14 protein-coding genes are annotated in these 16,270 nt (G+C 40.1%); all 14 read left to right on the top strand.

The genetic code is table 11. From position 1 onward, the window contains the following. Positions 1–12: 12 nt before the first annotated feature. Positions 13–1,392, top strand: a complete 1,380-nt coding sequence (gene lpdA, locus AAHB15_RS08135; protein ID WP_342042150.1) for a dihydrolipoyl dehydrogenase — start codon at positions 13–15, stop codon at positions 1,390–1,392. 253 nt (positions 1,393–1,645) lie between these two features. Next, entirely contained in the window at positions 1,646–3,526 is a 1,881-nt protein-coding gene (locus AAHB15_RS08140; RefSeq protein ID WP_342042151.1) for a sigma-54-dependent Fis family transcriptional regulator, read from the top strand. Positions 3,527–3,647: 121 nt separating this feature from the next. Then, on the top strand, positions 3,648–4,715 hold the full coding sequence (locus tag AAHB15_RS08145) for an NAD(P)H-dependent flavin oxidoreductase (protein WP_342042257.1): 1,068 nt from the start codon (positions 3,648–3,650) through the stop codon (positions 4,713–4,715). Positions 4,716–5,173: 458 nt separating this feature from the next. Next, the gene (locus tag AAHB15_RS08150) at positions 5,174–5,818 is read left to right on the top strand and encodes a VC0807 family protein (protein WP_342042152.1); all 645 of its coding nucleotides are present in this window, start codon (positions 5,174–5,176) and stop codon (positions 5,816–5,818) included. Positions 5,819–5,849: 31 nt separating this feature from the next. Then, positions 5,850–6,449 (top strand): TetR/AcrR family transcriptional regulator, encoded by a 600-nt coding sequence (locus AAHB15_RS08155; protein ID WP_342042153.1) that lies wholly within the window; start codon positions 5,850–5,852, stop codon positions 6,447–6,449. 73 nt (positions 6,450–6,522) lie between these two features. Further along, positions 6,523–7,032 (top strand): GNAT family N-acetyltransferase, encoded by a 510-nt coding sequence (locus AAHB15_RS08160; protein WP_342042154.1) that lies wholly within the window; start codon positions 6,523–6,525, stop codon positions 7,030–7,032. Between the two features lie 3 nt (positions 7,033–7,035). After that, on the top strand, positions 7,036–7,692 hold the full coding sequence (locus AAHB15_RS08165) for a DUF2306 domain-containing protein (protein WP_342042155.1): 657 nt from the start codon (positions 7,036–7,038) through the stop codon (positions 7,690–7,692). A 794-nt stretch (positions 7,693–8,486) separates the two neighbouring features. Next, the gene (locus tag AAHB15_RS08170; protein WP_342042156.1) at positions 8,487–10,142 is read left to right on the top strand and encodes an ABC transporter substrate-binding protein; all 1,656 of its coding nucleotides are present in this window, start codon (positions 8,487–8,489) and stop codon (positions 10,140–10,142) included. Positions 10,143–10,159: 17 nt separating this feature from the next. Beyond that, positions 10,160–11,098 (top strand): ABC transporter permease, encoded by a 939-nt coding sequence (locus AAHB15_RS08175; RefSeq protein WP_098531487.1) that lies wholly within the window; start codon positions 10,160–10,162, stop codon positions 11,096–11,098. Between the two features lie 68 nt (positions 11,099–11,166). Beyond that, positions 11,167–12,051 (top strand): ABC transporter permease, encoded by an 885-nt coding sequence (locus AAHB15_RS08180; RefSeq protein ID WP_342042157.1) that lies wholly within the window; start codon positions 11,167–11,169, stop codon positions 12,049–12,051. Between the two features lie 19 nt (positions 12,052–12,070). Next, positions 12,071–13,060 carry an ABC transporter ATP-binding protein gene (locus AAHB15_RS08185; RefSeq protein ID WP_342042158.1) on the top strand — a complete coding sequence of 330 codons (990 nt, stop codon included), beginning with the start codon at positions 12,071–12,073 and terminating at the stop codon, positions 13,058–13,060. Then, on the top strand, positions 13,060–14,055 hold the full coding sequence (locus AAHB15_RS08190; RefSeq protein ID WP_342042159.1) for an ABC transporter ATP-binding protein: 996 nt from the start codon (positions 13,060–13,062) through the stop codon (positions 14,053–14,055). The genes AAHB15_RS08185 and AAHB15_RS08190 overlap by 1 nt, the downstream gene beginning before the upstream one ends. A gap of 143 nt (positions 14,056–14,198) precedes the next feature. Beyond that, positions 14,199–15,437 carry an MFS transporter gene (locus tag AAHB15_RS08195; protein ID WP_342042258.1) on the top strand — a complete coding sequence of 413 codons (1,239 nt, stop codon included), beginning with the start codon at positions 14,199–14,201 and terminating at the stop codon, positions 15,435–15,437. Further along, entirely contained in the window at positions 15,415–16,260 is an 846-nt protein-coding gene (gene dat / locus AAHB15_RS08200) for a D-amino-acid transaminase (RefSeq protein WP_342042160.1), read from the top strand. Before AAHB15_RS08195 ends, dat begins: the two co-directional genes overlap by 23 nt. Positions 16,261–16,270: the final 10 nt, after the last annotated feature.

Raw genomic sequence — 16,270 nt, forward strand, 5'->3', positions numbered from 1 at the left:
GAAGGGATTGTCTTGGCATCGATTGCCATTATTGGTGGTGGTCCTGCTGGATATGTGGCTGCAATTACTGCAGCCCAGCAGGGGCAAGAAGTAACAATCATTGATCATGGACCGCTAGGAGGAACTTGCTTAAATGAGGGATGTATACCCACAAAGTCACTGTTAGAAAGTGCGGAGGTATACAGTAAGGTTAAACATGCGGGTGATTTTGGAATACGGCTTCCGTCTGGTCAATTAGAGATTGATTGGAATGCTGTCCTGCTTCGTAAAAATAATATTGTTTCAACACTTGTACAAGGGATTCAATATTTAATGAGGAAAAATAAAGTAAAAGTCATTAAAGGTGCTGGCTCTTTCGTCACTGAACGTGTTTTAAGGATAGATACTGGCGGGAAACAAGTAGAGGTAACAGCTGACAAGGTAATCATCGCTGCAGGTTCTGACCCCATTTCATTACCATTTGCTCCATATGACGGGAATTGGGTCATTCACAGTAGTCAGGCTATGTCGCTTCCGTCGATCCCATCGTCTTTACTGATTGTCGGCGGAGGTGTAATAGGCTGCGAGTTTGCTAGCATTTATGGCAGATTGGGAACAAAAGTCACCATTGTTGAGATGGCTGATCAGCTGCTTCCAGGAGAAGATGAAGATGTCGCCTTGATCTTACATAAGCAGTTGGAAAGTGATGGTGTAACAATTTATCCTTCCACCTCACTAAAGGAATTGAATTCAGAACAAAAATCAGCCTATTTTGAAAACGAAAATGGTTTACATGAGGTTCAAGCAGATTACGTCCTTGTGTCGATCGGTCGTAAGCCGCGAGTGAATCATTTAGGTCTTGAGAAAATCGGAATTGATTTTTCAAGAAAAGGCATTACGGTTAATCATCAAATGCAAACGAATATTCCCAATATATATGCATGCGGAGATATCATCGGAGGTATACAGCTTGCCCATGTGGCCTTTCATGAAGGAGCAGTGGCTGCTTTAAATGCTTGCGGACTAGAATCTCAAGTAAATTATCGTGCTGTACCCCGCTGTATCTATACATCTCCTGAAATTGCGGGGGTAGGGTTAACAGAAAAACAGGCAAGGGAACAGTATGGCGATATAAGGGTAGGAGAATTTCCGTTTTTTGTTAATGGTAAGGCGCTTATAGCTAACGAACGGAACGGGAAAGTTAAGGTGTTAATTGAACCACAATTTGGTGAAATCCTTGGTGTCTCCATTGTCGGTCCCCACGCTACGGAACTAATTGGACAAGGTACTGTCATGCTCCATGCTGAATTAACAACAGAAACAATGGAAAATTTCATAGCTGCCCATCCAAGTCTTTCAGAAGCAGTCCATGAAGCATTACTCAGTGCAGTTGGCCACGCTGTACATGTTTAAAAGTAAGTTTCTCAGAAATCTCTACGAATTTTGCTAAACTTCGCGTTTGTTGCGCGAAGTTTATTTTTTTAAATTTTCTTTACACTCTGAGTTATTTATTGAAAGCGAATTCATGATTTACTATAATTGAATTGTGCCCTAACCTCATTCTATAAAACTACTTCTTTAACTCCTATCACCTTCGCAAGATGTAAAAACAAGAAATCTATCTCAAATCTAATTCGAATTTTTTGCCATGATTAGAGGAGGTTCCATGAATACTACCTTATATTTAGATGCTTGGAAGCGTTTTGTCAAAGAGGACGTTCTTGATACAGCTCGGATAAACAAACTAATTTTAGAATCTTGGTACCGCTGTAAGGAAGAAAAGGTAAACCCATATTTAAATAGAGGCCGGAATTTATTAACTGAAAAGCAATTACATACTATAAAAAATAAGAATTCTATGTTGATAGAAATAGCATCTCCATATTTAAACAAGATTGATCAAGCGATAAAAGAATCAGGAATGATGGCATTATTGGTCGATCCAGATGGATATGTACTATCATTAACTGGAAATGAAAAAACCTTAAATGATGCCAGGAAAATTAATTTTGTTGAAGGGGTGCGATGGACCGAGTGTGAAGTAGGTACCAACGCGATTGGGACGGCATTACAAACTAAAGAAGCCGTTATTATTAATGGTGCTGAGCATTATTCCGTAGCTTCTCATCAATGGAGCTGTTCCGCAACTCCTATCTTTGATGATAGTAGGAACTTAATGGGGGTTATTGATGTATCATGCCCGATTAATTATTCCCATCCTTTTATGCTTGGGATGGTTACCTCGGTTGCTTATGCAATTGAAAAAGAAATAAGCAGGAGGTACTATCAAAAAGAATTAGAACTTATTCAACAGGCGACTCAATTATCTGAGTCACATCCAAATCAGCTCTTCATCGTATGTAATCAAAAACAAATGATAGTAGCGGCTAGCAAATCATTTCGAGAAAGAAGCCCTCAGTCTATTGGCATGAATCTCTTTGACATTACACATAACGGGTACCAGATTGATTTTGAGATGCCTTTCCTTTCAAAAGAAGGCAATTGCTTATTAGGAAGCTGCTTTTATTTATCAGAGCTGCCAGCTTCTAATCGCCAGACTTTGTTTACTTCCTCTATTCCATCAACTCCCTTTGTATTTAAAGGAGAATGTGGAACAAGTGAGGCTTTTCAAAACACACTAAAAAAGGTAAAACTCGTCGCTCCAACAGATGCGACCGTGTTTATTTCAGGTGAAACGGGGTCAGGGAAAGAATTGATTGCACAGGCAATCCATGACAATAGTCCGCGAAAGAATGGTCCTTTTATCTCGTTAAATTGTGGTGCCATTCCCAAGGACTTAATGGAAAGTGAGCTTTTTGGCTATGTAGAGGGAGCATTTACCGGGGCAAGACGGAAGGGCTATAAAGGAAAATTCGAACAGGCCCATAAGGGAACTATTTTTCTAGATGAAATTGGTGAAATCCCTCATACGATGCAAGTTGCTTTATTGAGAGTGCTTCAGGAAAGAAAGATTACTCCTCTAGGCAGTACGAGGGAAGTTCCATTGGATGTACGTGTTATAACAGCTACCCACCGCAACATATTGGAACTTGTAAAAGACGGGGATTTTCGAGAGGATTTGTACTATCGTTTGAACGTGTACCCGATCGATGTCCCTCCATTAAGAAACAGAAAAGAAGATATCCCAGATCTCATAAGGCATATTTGTCAAAAGAATAACTGGAACAACGTTCACATAGACGATTTAATGGCTAGATTAAGAGACTATGAATGGCCAGGAAACATTAGAGAATTAACGAATATTCTCGAGCGATTGAACATCATGTTACATGATAATCAGGATGGTATGGACATTTTAGTTAACTCGATTGAAGTATTAAAGATAAACTATCCTTCCCTTCCTCTAGCCATGGAACAAGAGGATGTCGAGGACGATGAGAAACAGTTAACCGCACGTGAGAAAATACAAAGAGATATAATGTTGGATGCATTAAAAAAGACAAAAGGAAATGTGACTGCAGCAGCAAAATTAGTCGACACCCCAAGAAGTACTTTTTATAAAAGACTTCAAAAGTTTGGATTGTAAGGTAAAAAATAGCACAATAATGTGTGCTATTTTTTGGGGTTGAAAATATAGATTGACCAAATAATTTTATAACTAGATAGTAGTTATATAGGTTCAAAATTGGAATGGAGGGAAGTAGTTGATGCATCTTGACACAAAACTATGCGAAGTACTCGGTATTACCAATCCTATTATCCAAGCGGGTATGGCTGGAGGTCCGACGACAGTAGAGCTTGTTGCGAGTGTTTCGAACGCTGGAGGGTTAGGAACCTTGGGTGCTGCCTATATGAAGCCAGAAGAGATCAGGGCAGCTATTCGGAAAATAAAGGAGCGAACCTCAAAACCATTTGCTGTAAATTTGTTTTGTACAGATTGGCAAGATCAATATGATGGGGTGGAAGAGTCACAGAAGGTTCTAAATATGATTCGAGAAAAGCTAGGGCTGGGGTATTTGGACAATCAAGTGGAAACCAACAACTTTTTTGAGGAACAGTTTGAAGTCCTAATCGAAGAAAAAGTACCCGTCATTTCTACTGCTTTTGGTATACTTTCTCGAGACAAAATGGCAAAAGTCAAGGAGCAAGGAATTAAGGTTACATCAATGGTCACGACGGTTCGGGAGGCACAACTGGCCGAGAAAGAGGGGGCAGATATCATTATTGCCCAGGGAAGTGATGCTGGTGGGCATCGAGGTACTTTTGAAATTGAAAAAAACACGCTTGGTGCCACAATCGGAACGTTTTCACTTATCCCACAGGTAGTTGATGCAGTTTCAGTCCCGGTGGTCGCGGCCGGAGGAATCATGGATAGCCGTGGCCTTGTCGCCGCATTAGCCTTAGGGGCACAAGGAGTTCAGATGGGAACAGCATTCCTAACGACGGTAGAGTCGGGAGCGCATCCAGTTTATAAGGAAGCACTTGTCAATAGCACGGAAGAAAGTACGGTTATTACTAAAGTTTTTTCGGGTCGTCCAGCGAGGGGAATTAAGAATGCATTTATTCAAGCATACCAAAATGCGAATGTTCGTCCTGCTGATTTTCCAACTCAAAATACGCTATCAAGTGATATTCGTAAGGAAGCCGCTTTACAAAATAATCCGGAGTTTATGTCGTTATGGGCGGGTCAGGGGGCAAGACTGTTACATAATGAGATACCTGCGGAGAAACTGATAAGTGACTTGGTGGCAGGGGCAAAAAGGATACTTTCATAAAGCTGTAGGGAACCTCAATATAAATTTTGAGGTTCTCTTTTTTTTCTAACAAGAAATTATACGGTTAATTGAGGAATTTTACTTTTAATCTTAAGTGGATTTTATAATAAAATAAATAAAATTAGGTCCTGTAGGAGGAATTCAACAAATTGGACGCTGAATTCTACGAAGTCGAGGAGTAATTCTACAATTAATAATTTTTTTCTACAATCAAGGCTTGGATTCATCAAAAATTGGAAAACATTTAACACTTTTATAAATAAAAGGCCTTAATTCAACGTAATACAAGCTCTATTCTACAAAATTCAACGCTAATTCTACAATAAATGGAAATAATTGTTATTCTGGCATGGTTTCCGTCTGGAGGATTTGAAGTAAAAAAACCACTTGACAAACCGACGGTCGGTTTGTAAAATAAAGATTGTAAAATATGGAAATTTAAAAGGAGTGTTCGGAACGTGAAAGTTTCGTCCAAAAGGAAATTAATCCAATTGATTGCTGTCAGTTTGATTGTCAACGGTGCCATACCTGTAATAGTCTATAATCTTCTCACAGACTATTATTCAAGCTTTGTCTCCTTGTTAATTGCAACCTTAATTCCACTAGGGGATAATCTATACCATATCGTGAAATATAAAAAAGCCGATGCCTTTGGGCTATTTATGCTAACCGGCTTCATCTTAAGTTTACTGGCATTTATTCTCGGTGGGAACGAAAGGCTGATTCTATTAAGGGAATCATTGGTCACCGGTTTATTAGGACTCATTTTTATTGCCTCTCTATTCTTTTCTAAACCATTAATTTATCATTTTGCGATAAAATTTACGTCAGAAGATGCATCTCAACAGAAAGGCAAATTTGAGAAAAACTGGGAAACCCCATATTTCCGAACTGTACTAAGAATCATGACAGCTATTTGGGGCGTCGCTTTAGTGGGCGAGGCCATCGTGAAGTCCATCCTTGTCTATAAACTTTCTATAAGCGCCTTTTTAGCCATCTCACAACTTGTTTTTTATAGTATCATTGGGGCCGCGATTTTATTTACCATTGTGTACCGCCGATATGCGAAAGTACAGTTAGATAAATTAACACATATTCAGTAAATACTTCTAGATTAGTAAAGAAGGTAATCACATGACAAATTCATCCATCTACAATAATCAAAGCTTTCAACACATCCTGGCCATCACCGAAGAAATCATACTCGAAAAAGGCTGCCGTAATACCACCTTAAAGGACATTATCGAAAGATCTGGGTTGTCAAAAGGGGCCATTTACCATTATGTCGAGAGTAAGGATGAATTATTTGGGCTCATTCTGAAATCCAAGATTGAAGAAATGAATGAAACCTTTCACCAGGCCATTACGCAATCCATTAAAGACGAAACCACTGAGAATAAAAGTTTTAGTGTGGTCAGTCAATTTTTTAACACCAGGCAAGATCCTCATGATACAGGAAACTTAATTTTTATCTATTTGTTAAGTCAGGATAATGAAAAGGTTAAAAAGATCCTCCAGGATATTTTTAAATATACGAAAGAAATAGGGACCAAATGGATCAAATTGGGCCAGGAGAATGCTGTGATACCAGCAAATATCGACGCTGAAAAAATGTCTACCTTGATGATGACATTTTCATATGGTATACGGGTCACCCAAATCTTATCCGCAGATGAAAAGGATAAGGTGAATATGAATGATATTTTTAAAGTGATAAGTAAGAGTTTAACCTAATCCCCTAGTGATGGGGGACTTATTCTTACAAACATACCGACGGTCGGTTTTTATGATTATTGAGGTGACATTTATGGTCATTCAAGAAATGGGACTGAAAGAGTTGAAAGAAGTCCTTCAATTTTATCGAGAGATTTCATCTGATTTAAGGAAAAAGCGCATCCATCAGTGGGACAGATACTACCCTAACCGTTTTATTATTAAAGCAGATTTAAAGAAAGGAAATCTGTATGGCATCCTATCAGACAAAAAATTAATCGGTGCTGTTGTCGTAGATACAAACCAAAGCAAAAAATATCAAGAACTTAACTGGGAGGATAGGGAGGGGAACCCTTTGGTTATTCATCGTTTAGCCGTTCATCCTTTAAACCAAGGCAAGGGATATGGAAAACAGCTGCTCCAATTTGCCGAAGAATATGCCGTTATAAATGGATATACCTGTATTCGTCTTGATGTCTTTAGTGTAAATGATGGGGCCGTCAAGATGTATGAACGAGCAGGTTATCAAGAAAGAGGAAATGTCCGCTATCCATTCCGATCAGCTCCGTATAAATGCTATGAAAAAATGATAGGGGGAGTATAGAACATGAAAAATGGAAGGTTTACTGTAGGATCGATGTATGGTGTGATTGGTTTGTTTATGATTTATATTTTTTGGATGTTCCTCCTTAATGGGGTTGAGCATGCCCCAATGGTCAAAGGGAAGATGGAAGACCCCCATTTCTCTGTGTCGACGTGGAAATGGTTTTTCTATCCTCATATTCTATTAGGGACGATTTCACTTGCGATTGGGCCGTTTCAAATGACAAAGTTAAGTAGGAAAAAACCAGGGCTTCATAAAGTGCTTGGTAAAGTGTATGCGGTGGCTATTTTTATTAATATTCTAATGGTTCCCTACCTTACCCTATCTGCAACTGGGGGCCTGGGGTCATCGATTGCCTTTCTTGTTCTAAACCTCTTCTGGCTGTGGACGACTTCAATGGGGGTTATTAAAGCGGTTAAGCGAAAAATAAATGCCCATAAGGAATGGATTCTCCGCAGTTATGCAATTACATGGGTGTTTGTCACCTTTCGGATTGTCATAATTCCACTTTCAATCTTTCTAGGTCCATCTTTATCTTTTCCTCTTGCAGTCTACATTGGGATTAGTATTAACCTATTTTTTGTGGAATGGCGAAACCGGAGAAATAAAGACTTACCAAGAAACAGGAAAATCCGAACGGTCGACCCACTTGTTAAATGAATCTTTAATGTTTTAGTCAAAAATACAAAAATTTTTTCAATAAAAGTAGAGTTGTAGAGTAAACTTTTTCTTATGGTATTTTAATATACTCTTTGCCATTTAAGGTGTTTAAAAATAAACTTGAATCCCTATGAACAATTCCATAGGGATTTTTTATGCTCTTTTAAACAGAAACATTATAAAACCTTATTAAAAGCTGGTTCCCTGTTTAGTCCTAGAAAAATAGTCGTGTTAGAAAATGTGACGTTAAAAATAAGAAGATATATATCAGATTTGTTCGGTCAATTTGTTATTTTAGTATAAAAATAATTTGTAAGAAATTCTAACAAAATGTTGAGAGGTGAACGTTTTATTTGAAATTTTGTAAATGTTTTCAATGTAAAAGTGATTGTAAAAAAATATTTTTTTACCATTTTCCTATTTACGAAAGAAAAGACGAGGTATATAATCTGTATTAAGTTAACATTAAGTGGAACGAATGGAAGAAAAAATCAACTAAACCTAACGTTAATGTTAAAATATCTTACATACCTCCTAGAAATTACACAATCTACAGAACCAGCTCAACAAGATCGATTACATTGTTTTACTACTCACTTAATTTCTCACCCCTATGTATGAACGAAAACACACTCTTAATCCCAGTAACAGATCTGCCAACGGTTTTTAACTTCTACCAATTTATATGGTAGAAGATCTTTGTAAATATCAATCCACTTAAGGGGGTGAGAGGTAAAAGATAATTTTATATATATCTGAATATTAAGTAAATTAAAAAACAAGGGGGCAATGTGATGAGGGGAAAAGCTAGTATTTTTAAAAGTTTAGTAGCGATGTTGGTATTAATTTTAGTATTAAGTGCCTGCAGCAGTGAATCTAGTACGACCACTTCAACTGAAGAAGCCTCTACAAAGGAAACGGGAAAGCCTACATACGGTGGGACGTTAGTCAGAGCAGATATATATGGTGATCCACAAAACTTGGATCCGGCTATTCGCTCACATGGAACGAATACTTCGATGATTACTTGGAACATATTTGAACCTCTTGTACGCTACGATGCTGTAAAAGGTAAGTTCCTTCCAGCGAATGCGGAAAGCTGGGACATTAGCTCAGATGGAAAGGTCTATTCCTTTACCTTAAGAAAGGGAGTGAAATTCCACAACGGACGAGAAGTTACCGCTGAAGATTTTAAATACACATTAGAAAGAGTGCTTGCACCCAAAACAGCTTCACCAAATGCCGGTAGTCTGACAGGAATTGCAGGCAGCAAAGAATTTATGGCTGGAACCAGTAAAGAAGTAACAGGGATTAAAGTGGTTAATCCTACAAAGTTAGAGATTACTCTTTCAAAACCAGATAACACCTTCTTAACGATCATGTCCTTACCATTTACAGGTGCTGTGCCAAAAGAAGTGGTCGAAGAAAAAGGAGAGAAATTTGGTCAGGAGCCAGTTGGCGCAGGACCATTCAAATTCTCGAAGTGGGTAAGAGATAGCGAGATAGATTTAGTAGCAAACGAGGACTATTACGCTGGTAAGCCTTACTTAGAAAAAGTTGTTTATAAAATCATGATGGATCAAACGGCCCGCGACAACGCGTTTGCTTCCAACCAAATTGATATGATGGTTTTAGGTGATGCACAGTATAAGCGTTATGCGACAGACCCGACATTTAAGTCCCAAATTGTCGAAGTGCCAGAATTATTTACTCGAAATATGAAATTTAATCTTGAGAAAAAGGGACCTTGGCAAGATGTTCGAGTCCGTCAAGCTATTAACTATGCGATTGATCGTGACACGATTATCGGTTCTGTTATCCAGGGCAAAGCCTATTCTGCTCTTGGAGTACTTCCAACTTCGATTCAAGGCTTTAACAAAGGGGTTACAACTTATAAATATAATCCTGCAAAGGCCAAAAAATTGCTTGCAGACGCTGGCTACTCTGGTGGTTTCACATTAAATATCTTAACCACTTCACATCCAGCTTTTGGATTACCAGCTGTTGAAGCATTAAGCGGATATCTAGAAAAAGTAGGAATTAAAGTGAAGACAGAGCAAGTTGATTTTGCTACATTAACCGATCGATTAAATAGCGGTGATTATGAAGTGGCGATGTCCTCAAACGGCGGTTCTACCAATCCAGTTGAATATTTAAGCCGCTATTTCCATTCGAAAAATGATGGAGCCTCTGGAAATACGAGTCATTATAACAACCCTGCGGTAGATGTTTTACTGGATAAAGCTAGTGAGACGACTGACGACAAGGAAATGATTACCGACATCCAAAAGGCGGAGGATTTAATCGTCAAGGATGCACCGTGGTGGTTCTTTAACTACAATAAAGCCGTTATTGTGCATCAGAAGTGGATTAAGGGCTTGCAGCCTGTACCGACCGATATCGATTATCAAGATCTGACAAAGGTGTGGGTAGATGAAAGCCAAGAATAATTGAGGGAGGAAGCAGAATGTTGGGATATACGGTTCGCCGCTTACTAGAAGCCATTCCAATCTGGATTGCGATTACGCTGATTGTATTTATCTTAATGAATATTATCCCCGGCGACCCGGTTGCGCAATTAATGGATGCACGCTCAGGTGCCTTGGATAAACATGTGATTGAACAAATAAGGGAAGAGTGGGGTCTGAATGACCCTCTCGCCCTTCAATATCTGAATTTTCTAAAAGGAGCAGTTGTTGGGGATTTCGGTACCTCTTATCAAACACGCAGTGGAGTTACTGAGTTATTGTTGGAACGTATTCCTGTAACAGTCAGTATTACGGTATTGGGTTTACTCATGGCGATTGTGGTGGGAATTACGATTGGAGTCATTGGAGCTTACAAACGTGGTACTTGGATCGATTCTCTCGTGAGTTCTTTCTCCGTTTCGGGGGTCTCTATTCCTTCCTTCTTTTTAGGATTGATCTTAATGTATATCTTTGCCGTAAAGTTTAAGATCCTGCCGTCTTCGGGGTACCAAGCAGGAGAATTAAAATTTTTAATCCTTCCGGCTGCGACCCTTGGATTGGCAGTAAGTGGTGTGATTGCTCGCATCACCCGATCGTCGATGATTGATGTATTGAAGCATGACTTTATCACCACAGCTTATTCCAAAGGAATCTCATCACTAAGAATTACGGTGTTGCATGCGTTGAAAAATGCACTGCCACCCATCATGACGATTATCGGTGTTCAAATGGGACTTTTGCTTTCAGGTGCCGTGATTACCGAAACGATTTTCGGTCTCCCAGGGGTTGGCCGCCTGATGATTGACAGCATTTTACAGCGGGATTTGCCAACCGTCCAAGGCTGCGTTGTCTTTATTGCCACCGTCTTTTTACTAGTAAACTTATTGACAGACCTTTGTTGCCGCTGGATTGATCCGAGAATTAAGATTGAAGCTTAACTCCACATGACCTCCATCGCTCTTTAGTAGAGATGGAGGACTAAAACAAGACTAAAGGAGATGATTGTATGGAAACTATTGAAACAACAGTTTTAGAGCAAACGTCCACTTTTCCAAGGCAGAAAGCAAATAAGAGAAGCATGAGGCTTTCGTTTTCTATGGTCGGGATTGGTTTTTCCGGAATGATCTTATTAGGTACAATTACGGCTCCTCTTATTACACACTATAATCCGAATACCAATGACCTGACGCAGGTGTTGCAGGCCCCAAGTGCAACCCACTGGTTTGGTACCGATCATTTAGGGCGTGATTTGTTTACCCGAGTATTGTATGGCGGTCAAAAATCATTACTTATTGCCGTTGCAGTGCAGCTGATGGCAGTGCTGATTGGAACGATGTTAGGACTGTTTTCTGGTTACTTTGGCGGGAAAACCGATAAGGTGATTATGGCCATTACAAATATCATATTTAGTTTCCCAGGACTATTGTTCGCCATCGCGATTATGGCAGCGCTTGGACCAAGTGTATTTAATCTGATTCTTGCTTTGGGGTTTGTCAGCTGGCCAGAAATATGCCGGTTAGTTCGCTCACAAACACTTTCGTTAAAGGAACGGGAATTTGTTGAGGGAGGTCACGCCCTTGGTGCAAGTGTAAGCCGGATTCTTTTTCGGTATATCCTGCCAAACTGTTACGGAAATATAGCGGTGCTAATGACACTTGGCATGGCGACAACCATTCTTGCTGAATCTAGTCTAAGCTTTCTTGGGCTAGGAGTGCAGCCGCCAGATCCTAGCTGGGGTTCCATGGTCAATCAAGGAAAAGATTATATGTTCTTTGCCCCGTGGTATTTGTTTACTCCAGGTATTGTGATGTTTGTCACGATTTTAGGGATTAATTTACTTGGCGATGTTCTTCGTGATTATTTTGATCCGAAAATGAAATCATCTAAATAAGAAAGGGGTCGGATCTACTATGTCTACTCTCTTAGATGTCCGAGATTTACGTGTCGGTTTTCAGAAAAATGGTGAAATCACTGATGTATTAAAAGGTGTTAATTTTTCACTTAAAAAGGGGGAAAGTCTTGGAATCGTAGGAGAGTCGGGCTGCGGTAAAAGCATTACTTCCTTGGCAATCATGGGCTTGTTAAAAAGCAAGGGTTTGATTGCAACAAAAGGCGAAATTTTATGGGAAGGAGACAATCTGTTAACTAATACAAATCAAGACTGGAGGCGTCTGCGCGGGAATGACATCGCGATGATTTTTCAAGAACCGATGACGGCTCTAAACCCGCTAATAACGATTGGCAAGCAAATTACCGAACAAATTCTTGCTCATCAATCGATCAGTAAAAAGGAGGCGAATGATAAAGCCATCGAGATGTTGAAGCTTGTTGGGATTCCATCTCCTGAACAGAGAATGAAAGCCTATCCGCATGAATTATCTGGAGGGATGAGGCAGAGGGCGATGATTGCGATGGCGTTATCTTGTGAACCAAGGTTACTGATTGCGGATGAACCAACAACAGCCCTCGATGTAACGATACAGGCGCAAATATTGGACCTTTTATCTTCGATTATGAAAAAAATGGATATGTCGTTGATTTTGATTACACATGATTTAGGAGTGGTCGCCAATTATTGTAACAAAGTCATTGTGATGTACGCCGGAAAGGTAATGGAAGAAGCGACTAAGGCTCAATTATTTGCTGAACCGCTTCACCCGTACACCAAAGGCCTTCTTCAATCGGTTACGTCCATTGAGGAACAAAGTGAACGGATCTATTCGATTCCAGGCCGAGTTCCATTACCGGATGAGCAGGTAAAAGGCTGTGTGTTTCATGATCGCTGTACATACGCGATCCATCAATGTTCTAGCCAAGAACCACCGCTGATGAGCTTAGAAGATGGACGAAAGGTCAGTTGTTTCCGCCATAAAGAAATCCTGGAAGGGGGAGGTGTGTAATGTCTACAGTTGTAGCTGAAAAAGAGCCTTTAATGGAAATTAGTCATCTTAAAAAATACTTTCCTATTAAACAAGGATTGTTTAATCTCATCAAGGGTCAGGCACCTCCGGTTGTAAAGGCCGTAGATGATGTGAACTTTACCATTTATAAAGGAGAGACTCTGGCACTTGTTGGGGAGTCCGGCTGTGGAAAAAGTACTACAGGGCGCTCCTTATTGCGGTTAATTGAACCAACCGATGGCAAAGTGCTGTTTGAAGGGAAAAATATTCTTGAACATTCAAGTCAGGAACTAAAGAAAGCTAGAAGGGAAATGCAAATTGTCTTTCAAGATCCTTATGCTTCCCTTCATCCTCGGATGACAGTGGCTGAAATCATCGCTGAACCCCTCCATATACATAAGGTTGGGACAATGGCGGAACGGGAGAAAAGAGTCGAGAGTTTAATGGAAACCGTGGGTCTTTCTTCGAGGATGAAGAATCGGTATCCACATGAATTTTCAGGCGGACAAAGGCAGCGAATTGGCATCGCCAAGGCCCTGGCACTTCATCCGAAGCTTGTCATTTGTGATGAGCCAGTATCTGCTCTTGATGTATCAGTCCAAGCACAGGTCATTAACCTGTTTCAAGACCTCCAGAAGGAATTCCATTTAACGTACTTATTTATTTCTCACGATCTAAGTGTTGTAAAGCACATTTCTGATCGTGTGGGCGTTATGTATCTAGGGAAGTTGGTAGAAATCGCTAAAACAGAGGATCTTTTTAATCGGCCTAAACATCCTTATACCAAAGCGCTATTATCGGCAAGACCTATGATTCATGATAAGGATCAAATGGAGCGGATTGTACTTGAAGGGGAGCTGCCAACCCCTCTGAATCCCCCAAGTGGCTGCCGTTTCCATACACGTTGTCCTTTTAAAACGGAAAGATGTGTGGTTGAGGAGCCTAACATTAAAGATAATGGAGACGGTCATCAACTTGCTTGTCATTTAATATAAGAAGAGAATTTTTTTAGGTTAATAGTACACTTTCAGGAGGTCTAAAGGTATATATCGGCGGTTCTTTAACGGATATCGGTTATTTCAAACGGGATATCAGCGAATTCTAGTATTTTATCAGCGAAAATAAGAATTTATCAGCGATTTCGGCAAAAAGCAGGCTTAATAAGAAAGGATCAACTATGACCAGAAAGTCGTTTTATTTATTATCTTTCATTATGTTCCTATCAATGACAGGGTATGGTGTCGTTCTTCCAGCATTGCCATATTTGGCCGACAACTTAGGGCTGAGTTCCTTTCAAATGGGAAGTTTGATTACTGGCTGGGCGTTAACTCAATTCCTTGTGGTACCGTTTTGGGGGAGGCTTATTGACCGCATCGGCCGAAAACCTGTATTGCTGATTGGTTTGTTTGGATTTGGGATTGCCTTTTTATTGATGGTCTTTGCTGAATCTTACGGGCAGCTCCTTATTATTCGGATCATTGGTGCGATGTTGTCGAGCGGAACACAGCCTGCTGCCCTGGCATTGGTAATTGATACAAATGAAAAGGAAAAAAGGGGCAAGGCCCTTGCCATCATGGGAGCTGCAAATGCCCTTGGTTTCTTTTGCGGTCCAACCGTAGGCGGGATTTTTTCCCCGATGGGATTGCATGCGCCTTTTATTGCAGCCGGAATACTTAGTCTGATTACCATTCCATTTGTACATTTTCTCTTGCGTGAACCGGAGCAGAAAAACCAAAAGCTAAACGAGCTTTCCTTTAAGGATTCGTTAAAGCATATGGTGAAGCCGGGCTATCGTAATCTGCTGCTGATTACCTTTGGTTTAGCCGTTTCTACTTCTAGTTTGTTTGGGGTCTTAGGCTACTTTATGATTGACCGATTTCAATCCACTGCCAGCGATACAGGGCTAGCTTTTAGTGCTCAATCGTTGTCATCCGTCGTTATTCAAATGTTTTTCATGGGTTTCATTCTCTCGAAACTTCGTGAATTATCAATTACGAAAATAGGGTTAATTTTAGAAACTTTCGGATTTGCCTGTATTGCATTTTCTGTTACCACTTGGATGGTTTTTGCCGGTTGTCTATTGATTGGAGCAGGGCAGGCCATCGCAAGACCAACGATTATTTCACTCTTATCAAAGCAGGAATCCGTTGGGCAAGGTACGGTGATGGGATATCAGCAATCCATGGATAGTTTCGGCAGAAGTGTTGGACCGCTTTTTGCCGGCTGGATCTTCTTGTTCCACCCTTCAGCACCGTTTGTCATTTCATCTTGTATTTGCTTGTTCCTATTTGTGTTTATCGTACTCAATCTCAAAAAAGAAAGTCATTTTTATATACGAGAAAAGGAGACGGGAAATGATTATCTTGCTAAACAATAAGATCGTTCCAAGAGAAAGCTTTACAGTAGACTTAGAGGATCGAGGCTTTCAATTTGGCGATGGGATTTACGAGGTTATTCGAATCTATGATGGAGTCTTTTTTGAATGGGAGGCCCATCTTGAAAGGTTAGTACGGAGTGCCAAAGAACTGATGATCCCACTGCCGGCATCCATTAATATACTCTATCAAAATCTTCAGCTGCTTGTGAAAGACAGTAAAATTACCAATGGTACTGTCTATATCCAAGTGACTCGCGGTACGGCGCCCAGGTTCCATGCATTTCCGCAAAAAACAGAGCCAACGTTAGTGGCGTATGTACGCGAAATGCAGCGGCCACTCGAACAAATGAGAAGCGGAATAAAAGTCGTTACTGCTGAGGATATCCGTTGGTTAAGAGTAGATATCAAGAGTCTTAATTTACTAGGCAATGTTTTGGCTAAACAAAAAGCAGTTGAGCAGGGTGGAGCGGAAGCGATTCTAATCCGGGACGGGATTGTGACAGAAGGAAGCAGCTCGAATCTATTTGCAATCAAAGGCAAGCAATGCTTTACACACCCTGCCAATCACTTGATTTTAAATGGAATCACTCGGCAAGTGGTGCTTCGTTTGCTGAAAAATACCGATTTAATTTTACAAGAAACTCCATTTACTTTCGATGAATTATTAGAAATGGATGAGGTGTTCATAACAAATACGGGCCAGGAAATATGCCCTGTTATTCAAGTTGACGAGTATAAAATTGGTAAAGGAACACCTGGAGTATATACCCGTCTGTTACAATCCGTCTTTGAAGTATTGTTAGGTTCTGTAATCTCTATCTAACAGGTAGATT

The organism is Bacillus sp. OTU2372, assembly GCF_038440275.1.
GTDB lineage: Bacteria > Bacillota > Bacilli > Bacillales > Cytobacillaceae > Neobacillus > Neobacillus bataviensis_B.